Origin of the sequence: Methylocystis borbori (assembly GCF_036576025.1) — a bacterium.
GTDB classification, from domain to species: Bacteria; Pseudomonadota; Alphaproteobacteria; order Rhizobiales; family Beijerinckiaceae; genus Methylocystis; species Methylocystis borbori.
Window position 1 is genome coordinate 21,215 of sequence record NZ_JAZHYN010000025.1, and the last position, 14,481, is coordinate 35,695.

The following is a 14,481-nucleotide window of genomic DNA, read 5'->3' on the forward strand; positions in this document are numbered from 1 at the left end:
CAGATCGTGACCTTTCGATTGAGATTTTGCGGCGGCGTAGTTTTGCTGGGGCTTCCCGTTTCTGGGAGTTGTCGCAGACCTAAGCATGCCCCGCCTCTCCCACCTACGGCAAGTGGATCGAGGAAATGACCATCGCTTGAGGATGAGCCTCAATTTGAGTGTTTTGATGGTGCGGTTTAAATTACAAGTTGAACGTCGCGCCGCCGCCCGCCGTATCTTCAACCCAGATGCGGCCACCGTGTGCATCCATGATTTCCCTGGCAATGGAGAGGCCCAGTCCAGTGCCCGGCGTCGCATCGCTTTTTCTCCAGAACGGCTCGAATATCATTTCACGGTCCGCGGCCGAGACGCCAACGCCATGGTCGGTCACCGCAACGACGCCATCGGCGTGGACGCTGACCAGAATCGCGCCATGCTTGGGTTCGGCGCGAAGCGCATTGTCGATCAGATTGGTGATGACGCATTCTATTGCGCGCTGGTTGCCGAGCGTGGCCAATAGCGCGGCGTCCGCTTCAAAATCTATGAACCGACCGCAATCGCCAGCAAAGCGAGCTTCGCCGTCACAAGGTTCACGGCCGACGTCAACGGCCCGCTCAATGACGAGAAGAGCCTCTTGTTTCGCATGACCGGGTCGGCGCAGAGCTTAGGCGGCTTCGTCGATTTCGTGCGGACGCGCAGCTTCGATATCGCCCCGATGATCGCCTTTACCGCCGACAATGGCGATCGCGTCAGCCTGCGCGCCGAGCACAACGGCGCACGCCTCGTCTGGCGCGACGGCGTTCCAGCCGATCCGGTCTTCCCGCACATCCCGCGCGAATTCTATGCCGGCCTGCCGGCGAATGGCTCAAATGGGACGTTAAGGAGTTTGATTAGCTCGATGGATGAAGCCTCGGATTCGGCGTCCACGTCGTCGGCAATCGGCAGGACGACAATCGCAGTTCCAGTTTCCAGGCTATGCGCGGCTCGACGCCATGGCGGCGTATCGGCGGAACGTAGGGCCTTCGAAAGTGACGGCGCAGCTCAATATTCGTAACCTGAATACGTGCGCCACTTCGAAAACGCTGACCCGGCGTCGAGCGTCGCCCCCCGCCGTTCCCCTCATTCGGCCGCGACGGGCAGTTCCTCCGGCATGGCCAGTCCGGCGCGCGTCAGAAAGCGGCGGCACTGCTGCTCGCCGTCGTAGCCCAGAAGCGTCCCGAGCATGAAGTCCTCCTCCGGCGTGAGCTTGTTGAGCGGGCGCGTCACGAAGGAGCGCGCCACGGCGACGAAGGCGGAGCGGCCAAAAAAGAGGTTCACCTTGACCGGGTTCAGCTCCTGGACGAAGTGATGGATGCCTTGCGCCTCCAACTTGCCGAGCACCGCCTCTAGCTCCCGGCGGCTGATGGTCATCAGGAACAGGGCGCGAATGCCCCGGCTGTATTCGTAGATGTTGTGATGGAAGAGCCGCAGCACCGGGGCCGCATCGGCGGAGCGACCGCGCATGGAGGAGAGGGGGCGAGCGGGCTCGCCCATCAAAGCAACTGGCTCAGCCATGCGGTCACTCTCTTTTCGGTCATGCCGGACTGGGTGTCCTGGTCGAGGGCGAGGCCCACAAATTTGCCGTCCCGCTCGGCGGTGGAGCCGACATAGTCGTAGCCCGAGGTTTCCGTGAAGCCGATCACCTGGGCGCCGAGGGCCGACACCTCGTCGTAGAGAATGCCCATCGCGTCCACGAAGGAGAGCGGATAGGTCTGCTGGTCGCCGGTGCCGAACAGGGCGACTTTCTTGCCCTTCAGATTGGCGCCGCGCAGCTTGTCGATGTTCTCTTCCCAATCCGTTTGCAAGGTGCCGTCGCCATAAGTCGGCGAGCCCAGGATCAGCAGATGGCAATTCTCGAAGTCGTCCGTCGTGGCGTCCTTAATATCGACCGACCGCCCCTGACACTTCTTTGAAATCTTGGAAGCGACCCCTTTCGTCGCCCCGCCGTCGGAACCGAAGATAACCGTGACGCTCATGTCCTCGCCTCTTCCTCCAATTTGAACGAGTCAAAATCAGCGGTCAGGCCCAGGAACGCAGAAACAGCCGCTCTCCGCTAATGACCAGAGAAATATATCGCATCTCTATTTATTTTTGAAAATCATTTGTTTTGGAATTAGTGTAATGAATTTATCTGTTCTTTGGATTTATTTTAATTTGAAGCCAAGTATTGTCTTCATTAAAGACGAGGCGCGGACGGCGGCCGGGCGCCCGCGATTGGCGTTCGTTCACAAGGCCCGCGATTGGGGGATCATCTATCGGGGAAGGACGGCGGGACCGACGCCAGACGACGAGCGGCGGCGCCGCTGCGGAGGCTAGGGATCACGCTGGCGAGCGCGCCGGTCTGACCGCTCCGACGTCGACATGAATCTCGTCGCCTTCCACGCGAAGCTCATAGGGGTGTAGCGCGTTGCGGACGAGATGCGTCACGCATTTGCCGCTGGCGGAGTCGAAACCCCATTGGTGGTGGGGGCAGGTGACGGTCCGCCCGTCGAAGACGGCGTCTGTCAACGGCATATCCGCATGCGGGCAGCGGCCGCGATAGGCCTTAAGCTCGCCGCCGGCCGGCCAGACCAGGAGCACGCTTTTTTTCCCGGCTTGAAAGAGGCCCATGGCCCCTTCGCTCACGGCGCCGGTGTTACAGATAAAGGTGAACGCCATCGGGGTCGCTTTCCGAAAGTGAATTTCAGGCAGGCGACACGCAAGTTGCGGACCAGCAAGGCTCGTTCAGGCATGGCGTTGCGGGGATGTCGACAACCCGGAGAGGTCGACCGGCGCGGCGTGGGAAAGGCCGTCCGCGCAGCCTTGACGCCTCAATTGTCCCTCGGCGCGGGCGGGTCGGATGCGTTCGAATCGGCCCAGCGCTTCAACCAGGGGCTCGCGAGCAGGAGCAGCGCCCCCGCCGCTATTCCCCACGCCCCGATCAGCGCGAAGACATGCGCATAGGTCTTGAGCGCCGCCTCGGAATCGAGCGCCGCGCCGGCGATCGTCTCGGCCGCCGTCAATTGCGCGATCCGGCCGCCGATCCATTGCGCCCAAGACGTCGCCAGGAACCAGGTCGCCATGAGGGTGGAGAGAGTCGCGGCGGGCGACAGCCTGGTCATCTGCGACAAGCCCACCGGCGAGAGGCAAAGTTCGCCCGTCGTGTGGAGGAGATAGGCGAGCGCGAGAAACATGAGCGGGATGCGAGCGTTCGCGTCCGCGAATTCCGCGCCCCAGACAAGCGCGAAAAAGCCCAATCCGGCCTGGATGAGGGCGAATCCGAATTTTGCGACCGGATTGGGGTCGGCGCCGCGGCGGCCGAGCATCGCCCAGAGTCCCGCGAAGAGGGGCGCAAGGATCAGGACGAAGCCCGCATTGAAAGACTGCGTCTGCGCGGCGGTCATGGAAAACGCGCCGACGCCCAAATTCACGTTGCGCTCCGCGAACTGGTTTAACGACGTGCCGGCCTGTTCGAAGAGCGTCCAGAAGACGACGGAGGACGCAATCAGGACAAGCGCCAGCATGAGGCGCGCGCGTTCGATCTTCGTGCAGAACTTCGCCATGAAGACGCTAAGATAAAGCAGCGTCGCCGCGGAAGCCGCCGCGAGCATAAAGCCGACGGCGGCGAAACGCTGGACGAGCGCCCAAACCACGCCGACGGCGATAAGCGCGCAAAGATAGATGGCGCGCTCGCGCGTGAGCGCGCCGAGGAGAGGCGCCGCCAGTCGCGCGGGCTCCGGCGGCTCGCCCTTTCCGTCGAGCCAGGGTTTTCCCACAATGAAAACGACCAGCCCCGCCAGCATGCCGACTCCTGCGGCGCCGAAGCCGGCCCACCAGCCAATCGTCTGGCCGAGCCAGCCGCAGGCGATGGCGGCCCAGAACGCGCCGAGGTTGATCCCATAGTAATAAAGCGTGAAGCCGGAGTCGCGACGCGGATCGCCCTCGGCGTAGAGTTGACCGGCGATGGAGGAGATGTTCGGCTTGAGCAAGCCAACGCCGACGATAATCAGCGACAAGGCAAGATAGAGCAGATTGCGATAAAACGGCGGGACGGCGATGACCTCGAGCGCATAGGCGCCTTTCGGCAGGACCGCAGGCAAGTCGGCGTTGGGCGGCAGGCCTTTGAGCGTCATCGCCCCACCGGCGGATAGGGCGATGGGATAAAGACCGTCGCCTACCTTAACGCGAACCTCGCGCGCCGCGCCGCTTCCTCGCCCCTCGAATAGGTAGCTCTTCTCCCCATAACGGAGAATCTGCGTCGCCGGGGGCCCCTCGATCGCCATGGCGAAATGTCCGGCGACGAGCAGCAGCGCGCCGAATGTCGCCGCCTTGCGCGTTCCAAGCAACCTGTCCGCAAGCACCCCGCCAAAAAGCGGCGCGAGATAGGCGAGAGAGGTATAGGCGCCATATTGCCCCTGGGCGGCGCGGTCGCCGAACAGAAAATGTTCGGTCAAATAGAAGATGAGCAGGCCGCGCATGCCGTAATAAGAAAAGCGCTCCCACATTTCGGCGAAGAAGAGGACGAACAGGCCGCGCGGCTGACGCAGCATCTGGACCAATACCGGCGCCGCCGTCGCGGCGGTCACGATCAGCCCGGCGGCGAAAAGAGGGTCCATTGGGAAGCGATGCTCGCGGCGTTCAAATCAAGCGCGACGACGGGCGAGTCCGTCATCGTCAGCCACGGCAGGCATATGAACTGAAAGGCTGGATGCGACGCTGCGACATCCAGCCTTCATCCGCGCCTATCGAAAATGCTCTTCGGTCAGTTTGGTGTTGCCCGTCGGGCTGCTGGCGAATTCCCTGCGGCATGCGCTGCTCAGTCTCGCCTCATTGGCCTGCAGGCATGATTCGATTTCGTCGACGAAAGGAATGTCGCCGCTGCAGAATTTGAAGGCGTCGCCCATGCAGTCGGAGCGCTCCTGGGCGGTGCCCTGAGCTGCGGCGGGCGCGGCGGCGGCGATAGCGACCAGAAGCGAAAGCGGTATCAAGCGAAGCATGTCATTCCTCTCCGAATATTTCGTCTCGTCCCCCTAACGGGGAGAAGCTAGCGCAGAATTCCGTTGCGGAAAAGCGACGAGAAGGGGTCTTCTTCGACGGGCGATCGCCGGCCGCGCCCCGAGGCCGCTTTATTATTGATCTTCCAGCGCCGCCTGGGCGAGACGCGCGAGATCGTCGAGCGTCGGATTGGAGAAGGCCTCGCCCGAGGGCTCGACGCGCACGACGGGATCGCGCGTGCAAAGCCGCAGGCAGTCGCGCGTCGCAATCGCGAGGCGCCCAGAGGCGAGTTCATCGGGGAAGCGTTGCGCGAAACACGCTTCGACCGAGGCGAGCAGCGCGCGGCCCTTGCCTGTAGCGTCGCAACGCGGCCCGACGCAGACGAGGAGACGGAAAAGCGGCGGGCTCACGTCGTTTTCAATAGATCGGATGTTTGGCGCAAAGCGCCGCGACTTCTTGCCGGGTCGCCTCGATTAATCGATCATCCGTCGGCTTTTGCAATATGGCGTCGATCCATTGCGCGATTATTTGGAACTCCGCGACGCCGAAGCCGCGCGTCGCGCCGGCGTTGCTGGAAAGACGCAAGCCGGAGGGCGCTTCCGGCGGCCTTGGATCGAAGGGGATCATATTCTTGTTCACGGCGAGTCCGGCGCGCTCCAGCGCCTTTGCGGCGATATCGCCGGTGAGGCCGCGCGCGGCGAGATCGACGAGCATCAGCCCCGTATCCGTGCCCCCCGTAACGATGCGCAGGCCTTTATCTGTAAGCGCGGCGGCAAGGGCGCGCGCATTGTCGATCACCGCGCGATTGTAGGCGGTGAATTCCGGCCGCAGCGCCTCGCCGAGGCACGCCGCCTTGCCGGCGACGCCATGCAGCAGGACCGAGCCCTGCACGCCGGGAAAAATGCCGGCGTTGATGCGGCCGCTCAGACTTTCGTCGTTCCACAGAACGAGGCCGCCGCGCGCGCCGCGCAGCGACTTGTAGGTCGTGGTCGTCACGACATGCGCATGGGGCAGGGGATCGGGATAAAGCCCCGTCGCGACGAGCCCGGCGACATGCGCCATATCGACGAGAAGATAGGCGCCAACCTCGTCGGCGATGGCGCGCAGGCTCGCGAAGTCGATGGCCCGCGGATAGGCGGAGCCGCCAGCGACGATCATGCGCGGGCGGTCGCGGCGCGCGAGATCGCGAATTTCGTCGAGATCGATCAGCTCCGTCTCGCGGGAGACGCCATAGGAGACGATCCTGTAATCGCGGCCGGTCAGCGTCGCGGGATGGCCGTGGCTGATATGGCCGCCGGCGGCGACATTCATCGAGAGGATCGTATCGCCGAGTTTCAACAGGCCGAGAAAGACGCCGGCATTGGCGTTGGAGCCGGAATGCGGCTGCGCATTGGCGTAGCGGCATTTGAAAAGTTTTTTCGCGCGCTCGACGGCGAGCGCCTCGATCGCGTCGGCGAATTGCGCGCCGCCATAATAGCGGGCAAAGGGCAGGCCTTCGACGGTCTTGTTGGTGAGGATCGAGCCCTGCGCCTCCAACACGAGGCGCGAGACGATGTTTTCGGACGCGATCAGTTCGACGCCATCCTGCTGGCGGCGCAACTCGCCGGCAATGGCGTCGGCGAGTTCGGGATCGGCGGAGAGACCGGCGGTGAAGTAGTGATGGTGTATGGTCGCGTTCGCAGCCAAAGCGCTCTCGATCTCCTTTGGATTCTTCCTCTTAACATTGCGTTCATGGAAAATCGACCGACGCCTGACGCCATGTTCCGCCCGGTCGTCGCCAGGCGCTGGCGGCGCGCATGGTTATGATCTATTATTAATAAATAAGAATTTTTCCGGGAGATGGGAGAATGCGATGGCGACGGTGACGATTTCGCTTCCAGAGTCGCTCAAGAGATTCGTCGAAGATCAACTGGCCGACAAGGGCTACGGAAACGTGAGCGAATATTTTCGTAGCCTGCTGCGCGAAGCGCAGGCAAAGGAACGCGACGCGCGGCTTGAGACGCTGTTGCTCGAAGGATTGGCGAGCGGCGAGGGCGTCCCATTGACGAAGGAGTTCTGGGCGCGAGTGCGCAAAGACGCCGTCAATTCAGCCAAGGCGCGCGCGAGTCAAAAGAAGAAAGCATGAAGGCGTTCATTCAGCGGTCGGCGCAAGACGACATTATTCGGCAATATTTGCATTTTCTTGAAGTCGAGTCCGCTGATCTCGCTGATCGCTTTCTTCTCGCTGTAAATCAGGCAGTCGACAAGATCGCCGCCACTCCCCTCGCTGGTTCGCCGAGGCGTTTTGCAAATCCTGCGCTCGCCGGCCTGCGCATACGGAGAATAGAAGGATTCGATCAGATTCGCGTTTATTATGTCGTGCGTAACGACGTTCTCACAATCATCCGCGTCTTGCACAACCGAAGAGACCTTGGCGCGATTTTCGAAGATCAAGGTTTGGACAAGCCCGAAATGGAGTGAACATTTCGTGATTGACTCCCCGCGAAAGTTGAAGCCGAACAGCGTATTGGCGCGCATCGCCAACGCTTCGCGCGCGCCTCTCCCGCCTCACACATCCAAATTCGCGACGCTCAGCGCATTCTCCTGAATAAATTCGCGCCTCGGCTCCACGACATCGCCCATCAGCTTGACGAAAATATCGTCCGCTTCGGCCGCCTCTTTCACCTTCACCTGCAGCAGCGAGCGCGCGTCGCGGTCGAGCGTCGTCTCCCAAAGCTGTTCGGCGTTCATCTCGCCAAGACCCTTGTAGCGCTGGATCGCCAGCCCCTTGCGGCCGATGGCGTTCATCGCGTCATAAAGCGCGAGCGGGCCCGAAAGCGGCGCTTCGTCGCCGCGCCGGATCAGCGTCGCCGGCGCGGCGAAGACCTCGCGCAGGCTTTCCGCGCGCTCGTGCAGTTTGCGCGCCTCGCTCGAATTCAAGAGCGCCGCGTCGAGCGTCACCGCCTGCGTCACGCCGCGCAGCGTGCGCTTGAAGACATAGCCGCCGTCGCGGATGTCGCCCGACCAGCCGCGCTCAGTCTCTTCGGCGACGGCGTCGAGACGGCGCGCGATTTCGGCGGCATAGCCCTTGGCCGCATCCTCGTCGGCCTGAGGCGTCAGATCGCCCGCCATCGCCGCCTGTTCGACGACGGCGCGGTCATAGCGCGAATGCAGGCTCAGCATCACGGTGCGGAAGCCGCGCGCATCCTCCAGCACTCCGCGCAGATCCGCGCCGGCGCGATCCTCCGTCCCCGTGCGCAGCACGGCGCCATCCAACAGGCTGTCGATGAGATAGTCTTCGAGCGCGCGCTCGTCCTTCAGATATTGCGTCGATTTGCCCTTCGACACCTTATAGAGCGGCGCCTGGGCGATGAAGATATGGCCGCGCTCGATCAGCTCCGGCATCTGCCGATAGAAGAAGGTCAGGATCAGCGTGCGGATATGGGCGCCGTCCACGTCCGCGTCGGTCATGATGATGATCTTGTGATAGCGCAGCTTGTCGGCGTTGAATTCGTCGCGGCCGACGCCCGTGCCCAGAGCAGTGATGAGCGTGCCGATCTGTTCGGACGACAGCATCTTGTCGAAACGCGCGCGCTCGACGTTTAAAATCTTGCCGCGCAGCGGCAGCACCGCTTGATATTCGCGATTGCGGCCCTGCTTCGCTGTGCCGCCGGCGGAATCGCCCTCGACGATGAAGAGTTCGGCCTTTGCCGGATCGCGCTCCTGGCAATCGGCGAGCTTGCCGGGAAGATTGGCGACGTCGAGCGCGCCCTTGCGGCGCGTCAGTTCGCGCGCCTTGCGCGCCGCTTCGCGCGCGGCGGCGGCCTCGACCACTTTAGAGACGATGTTCTTGGCTTCGGCCGGATGCTCCTCCAGCCATTGGCTCAACAATTCGTTGACGACGTTCTCGACCGCCGGCCGCACTTCCGAGGAGACGAGCTTGTCTTTCGTCTGCGAGGAGAATTTCGGGTCCGGCGCTTTGATCGACAGCACGCAGGTCAGCCCTTCGCGGCAATCGTCGCCGGTGAGGTCGACCTTCTCGCGCTTGGCGAGGCCGCAGGATTCGGCGTAGCCCGTGATTTGACGCGTCAGCGCCGCGCGAAAGCCCGCGAGATGCGTGCCGCCGTCGCGCTGCGGAATGTTGTTGGTGAAGGCCAGCACATTCTCGTGATAGCTGTCGTTCCACCACAGCGCGACTTCGACATTGATGAGGTCGCGTTGGCCATGCATCAGGATCGGCGCGGAGACGAGCGGCGTTTTGGCGCGGTCGAGCCAGCGCACGAAAGCCTCCAGACCGCCTTCGTAGAAGAGCTCTTCGCGCTTCAATTCCGCATGGCGCGTGTCGGCGAGAACGATGCGCACGCCGGAATTCAAGAAAGCGAGTTCGCGCAGACGATGCTCGATCGTCGCATAGTCGAAATCGACCATGGTGAAGGTCGCGGAGGAGGGCAGGAAGGTGACTTCCGTGCCGCGCTTGGGCGCGCCGTCCACGATCGGCGCGTCGCCGACGACGACGAGCGGCGCAACGACGTCGCCATTGGCGAACTCTACGTAATGTTCCTTGCCGCCGCGCCAGACCCGCAGCTTCAGCCATACGGAGAGCGCGTTGACGACGGAGACGCCGACGCCATGCAGGCCGCCCGAAACCTTGTAGGAGTTCTGGTCGAATTTACCGCCGGCGTGTAGTTGCGTCATGATGACTTCGGCCGCCGACACGCCTTCTTCGTGATGAATGTCGGTGGGTATGCCGCGGCCATTGTCGGAGACAGTGCAGGATCCGTCCGCGTTGAGCGTCACGGAAACGGCGGTCGCATGGCCGGCGAGCGCCTCGTCGATGGCGTTGTCGACGACCTCATAGACCATGTGATGAAGGCCGGTGCCGTCATCGGTGTCGCCGATATACATGCCCGGCCGCTTGCGCACGGCGTCGAGGCCGCGCAGCACTCTGATGGACTCCGCGCCATATTCCGCGGGGTCGCTCCGCTCTGTTTTTTCGTTCATTTGGCCTGTTCGTGAGGGGGTCGATCGACCCTCGATTCGAGGAGGTTGATTTTACCCCGAAACCTGCCCGAAATGCACGGAAATAACTGCGCTTTCCGGCGGCTCTACAGACTTTCTTTCAGGCGCCGGCAAGAAGCCGAGAAGACCAGCCAAGGTCACGCTTTAGCGCCGGCGCGTTAGGGCGTGATCGCCACCTTCAGCACCCCGTCCCGCTGATGGGCGAAGAGGTCATAGGCCGCCTCTATGTCGTCGAGCTTGAAGCGATGGGTGACGAGCTTGCTTAAATCGGCCCGGCCGGAGGCGACGGCGGACATTAGCCGGCGCATGCGCTCCTTGCCGCCGGGGCAGAGCGTCGTGACGATCGTATTGTCGCCAAGCCCGGCGGCGAAGGCGGACAGGGGAATTTTGAGGTCGCTCGAATAGACCCCGAGACTGGACAGAACCCCGCCAGGCCGCAGGCAGCGAAGGGCGGATTCGAAAGTGGCCTGCGTTCCGAGCGCCTCGATCGCGACATCGACGCCGCGCCCGTCGGTGAGCCGCATGACTTCCTCCACCGGATCGACACGCGAGAAATCCACGACATGATCGGCGCCGAGCGTCTTCGCCTTCTCCATGCGGGCCGGCACTTTGTCGACGCCGATGATCGTCGTCGCGCCTATCAGCTTCGCGCCGGCGACGGCGCATAGGCCGATCGGGCCGAGGGCGAAAACGACGACGCTGTCCCCGATTTTGACGCCGCCGCGCTCCGCGCCGGAAAAGCCCGTGGACATGATGTCCGGGCACATGAGCACCTGCTCGTCGGCGAGCCCGTCGGGGATCGGGCTCAAATTCGCCATGGCGTCCGGTATGACGGCGTATTCAGCCTGCACGCCGTTGATTGTATTGCCGAGGCGCCAACCGCCCATGGCCTTGAAGCCGTATTTCTCGCCCGGCCCGTCCTGGGAAAGGCAGCCGCAAAGGCAGGCGTAGCTGTGCCCGCTCGGCGTGATGGCGCCGGCGATGACGCGCTGTCCCTCGCGGTATCCCGTCACCGCGGAGCCGAGCTTTTCGATGGTTCCGACGGGCTCATGGCCGATGGTGAGGCCCCTCTTGACGGGATATTCGCCCTTGAGAATGTGAATGTCGGTTCCGCAAATGGTCGTGGTCGTAATTTTGATCAGCGCGTCGGTCGGGCCGATGTCGGGCACGGGCTTCTCGTCAAGCGCGATCCGGCCGGGCTCGACGAAAATGGCGGCGCGCATTTTGGGCATGGGAATGTCCTCTTCTGTCGCAATCGACATGAGAGAAGATAGGGCGGGAAAATTGACGCGTCGCTCTTTGCGGCAAACAAGCGCAGGGCCGTTCAGGCGCGCTCGACGCGCCCCCTGGCCGCGCCTTGATTGCTTCGCTCGCTATGACGGCGCAGGGGGCGTATGTCGCTCCATCTGCCAACTTTGCGAAGAGAGAGGGGGTTAGCGCAGCGCCTGCGCCAGCGCCTCCAGAAAGGCGTCGCCGTAACGCGCGACTTTTCTTTCGCCGACGCCGTGCACGGCAAGCATCTCGTCGAGCGTCGCCGGCCGTTTCTCCGCCATGTCGATCAGCGTGCGGTCGGCGAAGATGACATAGGCCGGTACGCCTTCCTCCTGCGCGAGCGCGCGCCGCTTGCGCTTGAGGGCCGCGAGAATGCGATCCGTCGCCTCATCGAGATTGGTTGCGGTCTTTTCACGACGCTCGCGGCGCGTCAGCGGCTCGCCGCGCAGCATGATCGTCTCGCGGCCGAAGAGAATCTTCTCGCCTTTCGCCGTCAGCGCGAACCCACCATGTTCTGCACTCGCGCTCCGCAACGCGCCGGCGGCATAGAGCTGGCGCATGATCGACGACCATTGCGATTTGGAGAATTCCTTTCCGACGCCGAAGGTCTTGATCGCGTCATGCCCATGCCGGCGCACGGCGTCGGTTGCTTCGCCCCTCAACACGTCGGCGATATGTCCGGCGCCGAAGCGCTGGCCCGTGCGATGGACGGCGGAGAGCGCCTTTTGCGTCGGGATGACGCCGTCGAAGACCGCGACCTTGCCCTGGCACACGTCGCAGCATCCGCAAGGCGCGGCCTCTTCCGCGAAATAGGCGAGCAGCGTCTGGCGCCGGCAGCGCGGCGTCTCGCAAAGCATGGCCAGCGCGGAGAAGCGGTCGTGCTCGATCCGGCGGCGCTCCTCGCTCACGTCCTTTTCGTCGATGCGCCGGCGGCGGAAGGCCATGTCGTCGAGCGAGTAGAGCGTCAGCGTATCCGCGGGCAGGCCGTCGCGACCGGCGCGGCCGATCTCCTGATAATAGCTTTCCACGGACGACGGCATGTCGGCATGCGCGACGAAGCGCACGTCGGGCTTGTTGACGCCCATGCCGAAGGCGATGGTCGCGACGGCGACGATCCCGTCCTCGCGCAGGAAACGGTCCTGATTGCGGTTGCGCGTCTCCTGGTCCAGCCCGGCGTGATAGGGGAGCGCGTCATAGCCTTGCTCCGCGAAATAGGCGGCCAGATCTTCCGTGCGCTGGCGCGAGGAGCAATAGATAATGCCGCTTTCGCCCTTGCGGCGTTCGAGAAAGCGCGCCAATTGCCGGCGCTGCTGATCCTTCAGCGCGAAGTTGAGCGCGATGTTGGGCCGATCGAAACTATGCAGGAAGAGCTGCGGCGGCGAGGGAAAGAGTCGTGTGGCGATGTCTGCGCGCGTCGCCGCGTCGGCGGTGGCGGTGAGGCCGATCACCTGGATATCGCCGAGCGCTTCCGACGCGCGGCCGATCTCGCGATATTCGGGGCGGAAATCATGGCCCCATTCCGAAACGCAATGGGCTTCGTCGATGGCGAGGCGACGCGCCCGCGCGCGGCGCAAATCGGCGATGAGCCCGTCCATCATCAGGCGCTCGGGCGAGACATAGAGCAGCCGCAACGCGCCTTCGCGCATGGCGCGGCGGGCTTCGTCATTTTCGTCTGCGCCGTTCATGGAGTTGAGCGTCGCCGCCGAAACGCCGAGCGCCCGCATCTGCCGCACCTGATCGCGCATCAGCGCGATGAGCGGCGAGACGACCACCGTAAGCGCGCCTTCCATGATCGCGGGGAGCTGATAGCACATGGATTTGCCGCTGCCCGTCGGCATGACGGCGAGCACCGGTGCGCCTTCGAGCACGGCGGCGATGATCTCCGCCTGGCCGGGGCGGAAGTCGTCATATCCGAAAACGGATTTGAGTAGCGCACGCGCCTGCGGGGGAAGGATGGACATGGCGGCGGGATAGCACAGGCGAGGGCGGCGCGGCGACCCATCCGGACAGGCTGAATGTCAGCGCGCTCTATGGCCCCTCCACTTTGCCCGGCGTCACGCGCAATATCTCCGCGCGCCCTTGCAGTGACGCAAACAGCAGCGGGTCCGCGCCCGTCATCCATATCTGCCCGCCCAGCGTTTCGAGCTCTTGAAACAAGGCCTCGCGGCGCTTCGCGTCGAAATGCGCGGCGACTTCGTCGAGCAATACGAGCGGCGCCAGGCCCGTCATCGCGGCGACGAGGCGGGCGTGGGCGAGCGTCAGGCCCATCAGCAGGGCTTTCTGCTCGCCGGTGGAGCAGGCGCGGGCCGCCTCATTCTTGGGACCATGGCGCACGGCGAGATCGCTCGCCTGTGGGCCCGTCAATGTGCGCCCGGCGGCGGCGTCGCGGCGTCGCATCGCGGCAAGCTCGGCGCGATGCCATTCCTCGACGGCGAGCGCCGGCTCCTGCGCGAGCCGCTTTTCCAATTCGCCCTCAATGGCGATGTCGGCCCAGGGAAAGGGCGAGACATCGTCGCGCCCCTCGGCGATCAGCGCCGAAAGCCGCGAGACGGTTTCGCGGCGCGCCGCGGCGACGGCGACGCTGAGCGCGGCGATCTCCTGCTCGGCGGCGTCGAGCCAGCGCCGGTCCGCCGCTCCTTGCTCCAGCAGGCGATTGCGATTGCGCAGCGCGCGTTCGAGCTTATTGGCGCGCGCGCCGTGATCGGCGTCGACGCCGAGCGCGAGCCGGTCGAGAAAGCGACGCCTGTCGCCCGCGGGCCCCGCGAACAGCCCGTCCATGGCGGGCGTGAGCCAGAGGACGCGGATGCGGTCGGCGAAGGCGCGCGCGGAGGCGGCCGGCGCGCGGTCGATGCGAAAGACGCGCTCGCCTTCCATTGTGAGCCCGTGGCCGAGCTGCGTCGTCGCGCGCTCGGTCTCGATTTCGACCGAGGCCGCGAAACCGCCGGCGCCGCCGCGCCGCGCGCATTCGGAAAGTTCGGCGCGGCGCAGTCCCCGTCCCGGCGAGAACAGCGACAGCGCTTCGAGAATATTGGTCTTGCCCGCGCCATTTTCGCCAAAGAGCGCGACCAGAGGCGCCTCGATACGGCAGTCGAGCGCCGCATAGGAGCGAAAATCGGCAAGCGTCAGGCGACGCACGCGCGGCGCCGGGGGGCGGCGGGTCGAATCTTGCGTCATCTCGCCCGCTTTGCCATGGCGCGGCGACGATGGATAGGGGCGGCG

General features: G+C 64.0%; 15 protein-coding genes. 3 read left to right on the forward strand and 12 right to left on the reverse strand.

Translation table 11 applies throughout. From position 1 onward, the window contains the following. Positions 1 to 181: 181 nt before the first annotated feature. On the reverse strand, positions 182 to 496 hold the full coding sequence (locus V3H18_RS09805) for a sensor histidine kinase (protein WP_332081843.1): 315 nt from the start codon (positions 494 to 496) through the stop codon (positions 182 to 184). A 117-nt stretch (positions 497 to 613) separates the two neighbouring features. Here V3H18_RS09805 and V3H18_RS09810 point away from each other — a divergent pair, with 117 nt between their 5' ends. Beyond that, positions 614 to 1,033 (forward strand): hypothetical protein, encoded by a 420-nt coding sequence (locus V3H18_RS09810; protein ID WP_332081844.1) that lies wholly within the window; start codon positions 614 to 616, stop codon positions 1,031 to 1,033. A gap of 65 nt (positions 1,034 to 1,098) precedes the next feature. On the opposite strand, the gene V3H18_RS09815 is transcribed toward V3H18_RS09810, so the two are convergent. The 7 genes from V3H18_RS09815 to V3H18_RS09845 all read right to left on the reverse strand — a co-directional run bounded on the left by V3H18_RS09815 (position 1,099) and on the right by V3H18_RS09845 (position 6,678). Then, on the reverse strand, positions 1,099 to 1,533 hold the full coding sequence (locus tag V3H18_RS09815; protein WP_332081845.1) for a DUF2023 family protein: 435 nt from the start codon (positions 1,531 to 1,533) through the stop codon (positions 1,099 to 1,101). Further along, the gene (gene fldA / locus V3H18_RS09820) at positions 1,512 to 1,994 is read right to left on the reverse strand and encodes a flavodoxin FldA (protein ID WP_332081846.1); all 483 of its coding nucleotides are present in this window, start codon (positions 1,992 to 1,994) and stop codon (positions 1,512 to 1,514) included. The genes V3H18_RS09815 and fldA overlap by 22 nt, the downstream gene beginning before the upstream one ends. A gap of 343 nt (positions 1,995 to 2,337) precedes the next feature. Then, the gene (locus V3H18_RS09825; RefSeq protein WP_332081847.1) at positions 2,338 to 2,676 is read right to left on the reverse strand and encodes a Rieske 2Fe-2S domain-containing protein; all 339 of its coding nucleotides are present in this window, start codon (positions 2,674 to 2,676) and stop codon (positions 2,338 to 2,340) included. Between the two features lie 152 nt (positions 2,677 to 2,828). Continuing rightward, the gene (locus tag V3H18_RS09830; RefSeq protein ID WP_332081848.1) at positions 2,829 to 4,613 is read right to left on the reverse strand and encodes a peptide MFS transporter; all 1,785 of its coding nucleotides are present in this window, start codon (positions 4,611 to 4,613) and stop codon (positions 2,829 to 2,831) included. Between the two features lie 126 nt (positions 4,614 to 4,739). After that, a complete protein-coding gene (locus V3H18_RS09835) occupies positions 4,740 to 4,994 on the reverse strand; it encodes a hypothetical protein (RefSeq protein WP_332081849.1) in 255 nt (84 codons plus the stop codon). Positions 4,995 to 5,126: 132 nt separating this feature from the next. Beyond that, positions 5,127 to 5,402, reverse strand: coding sequence for a (2Fe-2S) ferredoxin domain-containing protein (locus tag V3H18_RS09840; protein WP_332081850.1), 276 nt, complete (start codon positions 5,400 to 5,402; stop codon positions 5,127 to 5,129). A 7-nt stretch (positions 5,403 to 5,409) separates the two neighbouring features. After that, positions 5,410 to 6,678, reverse strand: coding sequence for a serine hydroxymethyltransferase (locus V3H18_RS09845; protein WP_332081851.1), 1,269 nt, complete (start codon positions 6,676 to 6,678; stop codon positions 5,410 to 5,412). Between the two features lie 166 nt (positions 6,679 to 6,844). On the opposite strand from V3H18_RS09845, the gene V3H18_RS09850 reads away from it, so the two are divergent. Both V3H18_RS09850 and V3H18_RS16650 read left to right on the forward strand, forming a co-directional pair. After that, positions 6,845 to 7,117, forward strand: a complete 273-nt coding sequence (locus V3H18_RS09850) for a ribbon-helix-helix domain-containing protein (protein ID WP_332081852.1) — start codon at positions 6,845 to 6,847, stop codon at positions 7,115 to 7,117. Continuing rightward, on the forward strand, positions 7,114 to 7,452 hold the full coding sequence (locus V3H18_RS16650) for a type II toxin-antitoxin system RelE/ParE family toxin (RefSeq protein WP_408631776.1): 339 nt from the start codon (positions 7,114 to 7,116) through the stop codon (positions 7,450 to 7,452). Before V3H18_RS09850 ends, V3H18_RS16650 begins: the two co-directional genes overlap by 4 nt. Positions 7,453 to 7,539: 87 nt before the next feature. Here the strand turns inward: V3H18_RS16650 and gyrB are convergent, their stop codons facing one another. From gyrB to recF, 4 genes are all read right to left on the reverse strand, one after another. Then, a complete protein-coding gene (gene gyrB / locus V3H18_RS09860) occupies positions 7,540 to 9,972 on the reverse strand; it encodes a DNA topoisomerase (ATP-hydrolyzing) subunit B (RefSeq protein ID WP_332081854.1) in 2,433 nt (810 codons plus the stop codon). 176 nt (positions 9,973 to 10,148) lie between these two features. Next, a complete protein-coding gene (locus tag V3H18_RS09865; RefSeq protein ID WP_332081855.1) occupies positions 10,149 to 11,222 on the reverse strand; it encodes an NAD(P)-dependent alcohol dehydrogenase in 1,074 nt (357 codons plus the stop codon). A 201-nt stretch (positions 11,223 to 11,423) separates the two neighbouring features. Then, positions 11,424 to 13,223, reverse strand: a complete 1,800-nt coding sequence (recQ, locus tag V3H18_RS09870) for a DNA helicase RecQ (protein ID WP_332081856.1) — start codon at positions 13,221 to 13,223, stop codon at positions 11,424 to 11,426. A 67-nt stretch (positions 13,224 to 13,290) separates the two neighbouring features. Beyond that, a complete protein-coding gene (gene recF, locus V3H18_RS09875; RefSeq protein ID WP_332081857.1) occupies positions 13,291 to 14,436 on the reverse strand; it encodes a DNA replication/repair protein RecF in 1,146 nt (381 codons plus the stop codon). Positions 14,437 to 14,481 lie beyond the last annotated feature (45 nt).

Coding starts and splice junctions, on each gene's coding strand:
- V3H18_RS09815 (WP_332081845.1), bottom strand. CDS start 1,533: ATGGCTGAGCCAGTTGCTTTGATGGGCGAGCCCGCTCGCCCCCTCTCC.
- fldA (WP_332081846.1), bottom strand. CDS start 1,994: ATGAGCGTCACGGTTATCTTCGGTTCCGACGGCGGGGCGACGAAAGGG.
- V3H18_RS09825 (WP_332081847.1), bottom strand. CDS start 2,676: ATGGCGTTCACCTTTATCTGTAACACCGGCGCCGTGAGCGAAGGGGCC.
- V3H18_RS09830 (WP_332081848.1), bottom strand. CDS start 4,613: ATGGACCCTCTTTTCGCCGCCGGGCTGATCGTGACCGCCGCGACGGCG.
- V3H18_RS09835 (WP_332081849.1), bottom strand. CDS start 4,994: ATGCTTCGCTTGATACCGCTTTCGCTTCTGGTCGCTATCGCCGCCGCC.
- V3H18_RS09850 (WP_332081852.1), top strand. CDS start 6,845: ATGGCGACGGTGACGATTTCGCTTCCAGAGTCGCTCAAGAGATTCGTC.
- V3H18_RS16650 (WP_408631776.1), top strand. CDS start 7,114: ATGAAGGCGTTCATTCAGCGGTCGGCGCAAGACGACATTATTCGGCAA.
- gyrB (WP_332081854.1), bottom strand. CDS start 9,972: ATGAACGAAAAAACAGAGCGGAGCGACCCCGCGGAATATGGCGCGGAG.
- V3H18_RS09865 (WP_332081855.1), bottom strand. CDS start 11,222: ATGCCCAAAATGCGCGCCGCCATTTTCGTCGAGCCCGGCCGGATCGCG.
- recQ (WP_332081856.1), bottom strand. CDS start 13,223: ATGTCCATCCTTCCCCCGCAGGCGCGTGCGCTACTCAAATCCGTTTTC.
- recF (WP_332081857.1), bottom strand. CDS start 14,436: ATGACGCAAGATTCGACCCGCCGCCCCCCGGCGCCGCGCGTGCGTCGC.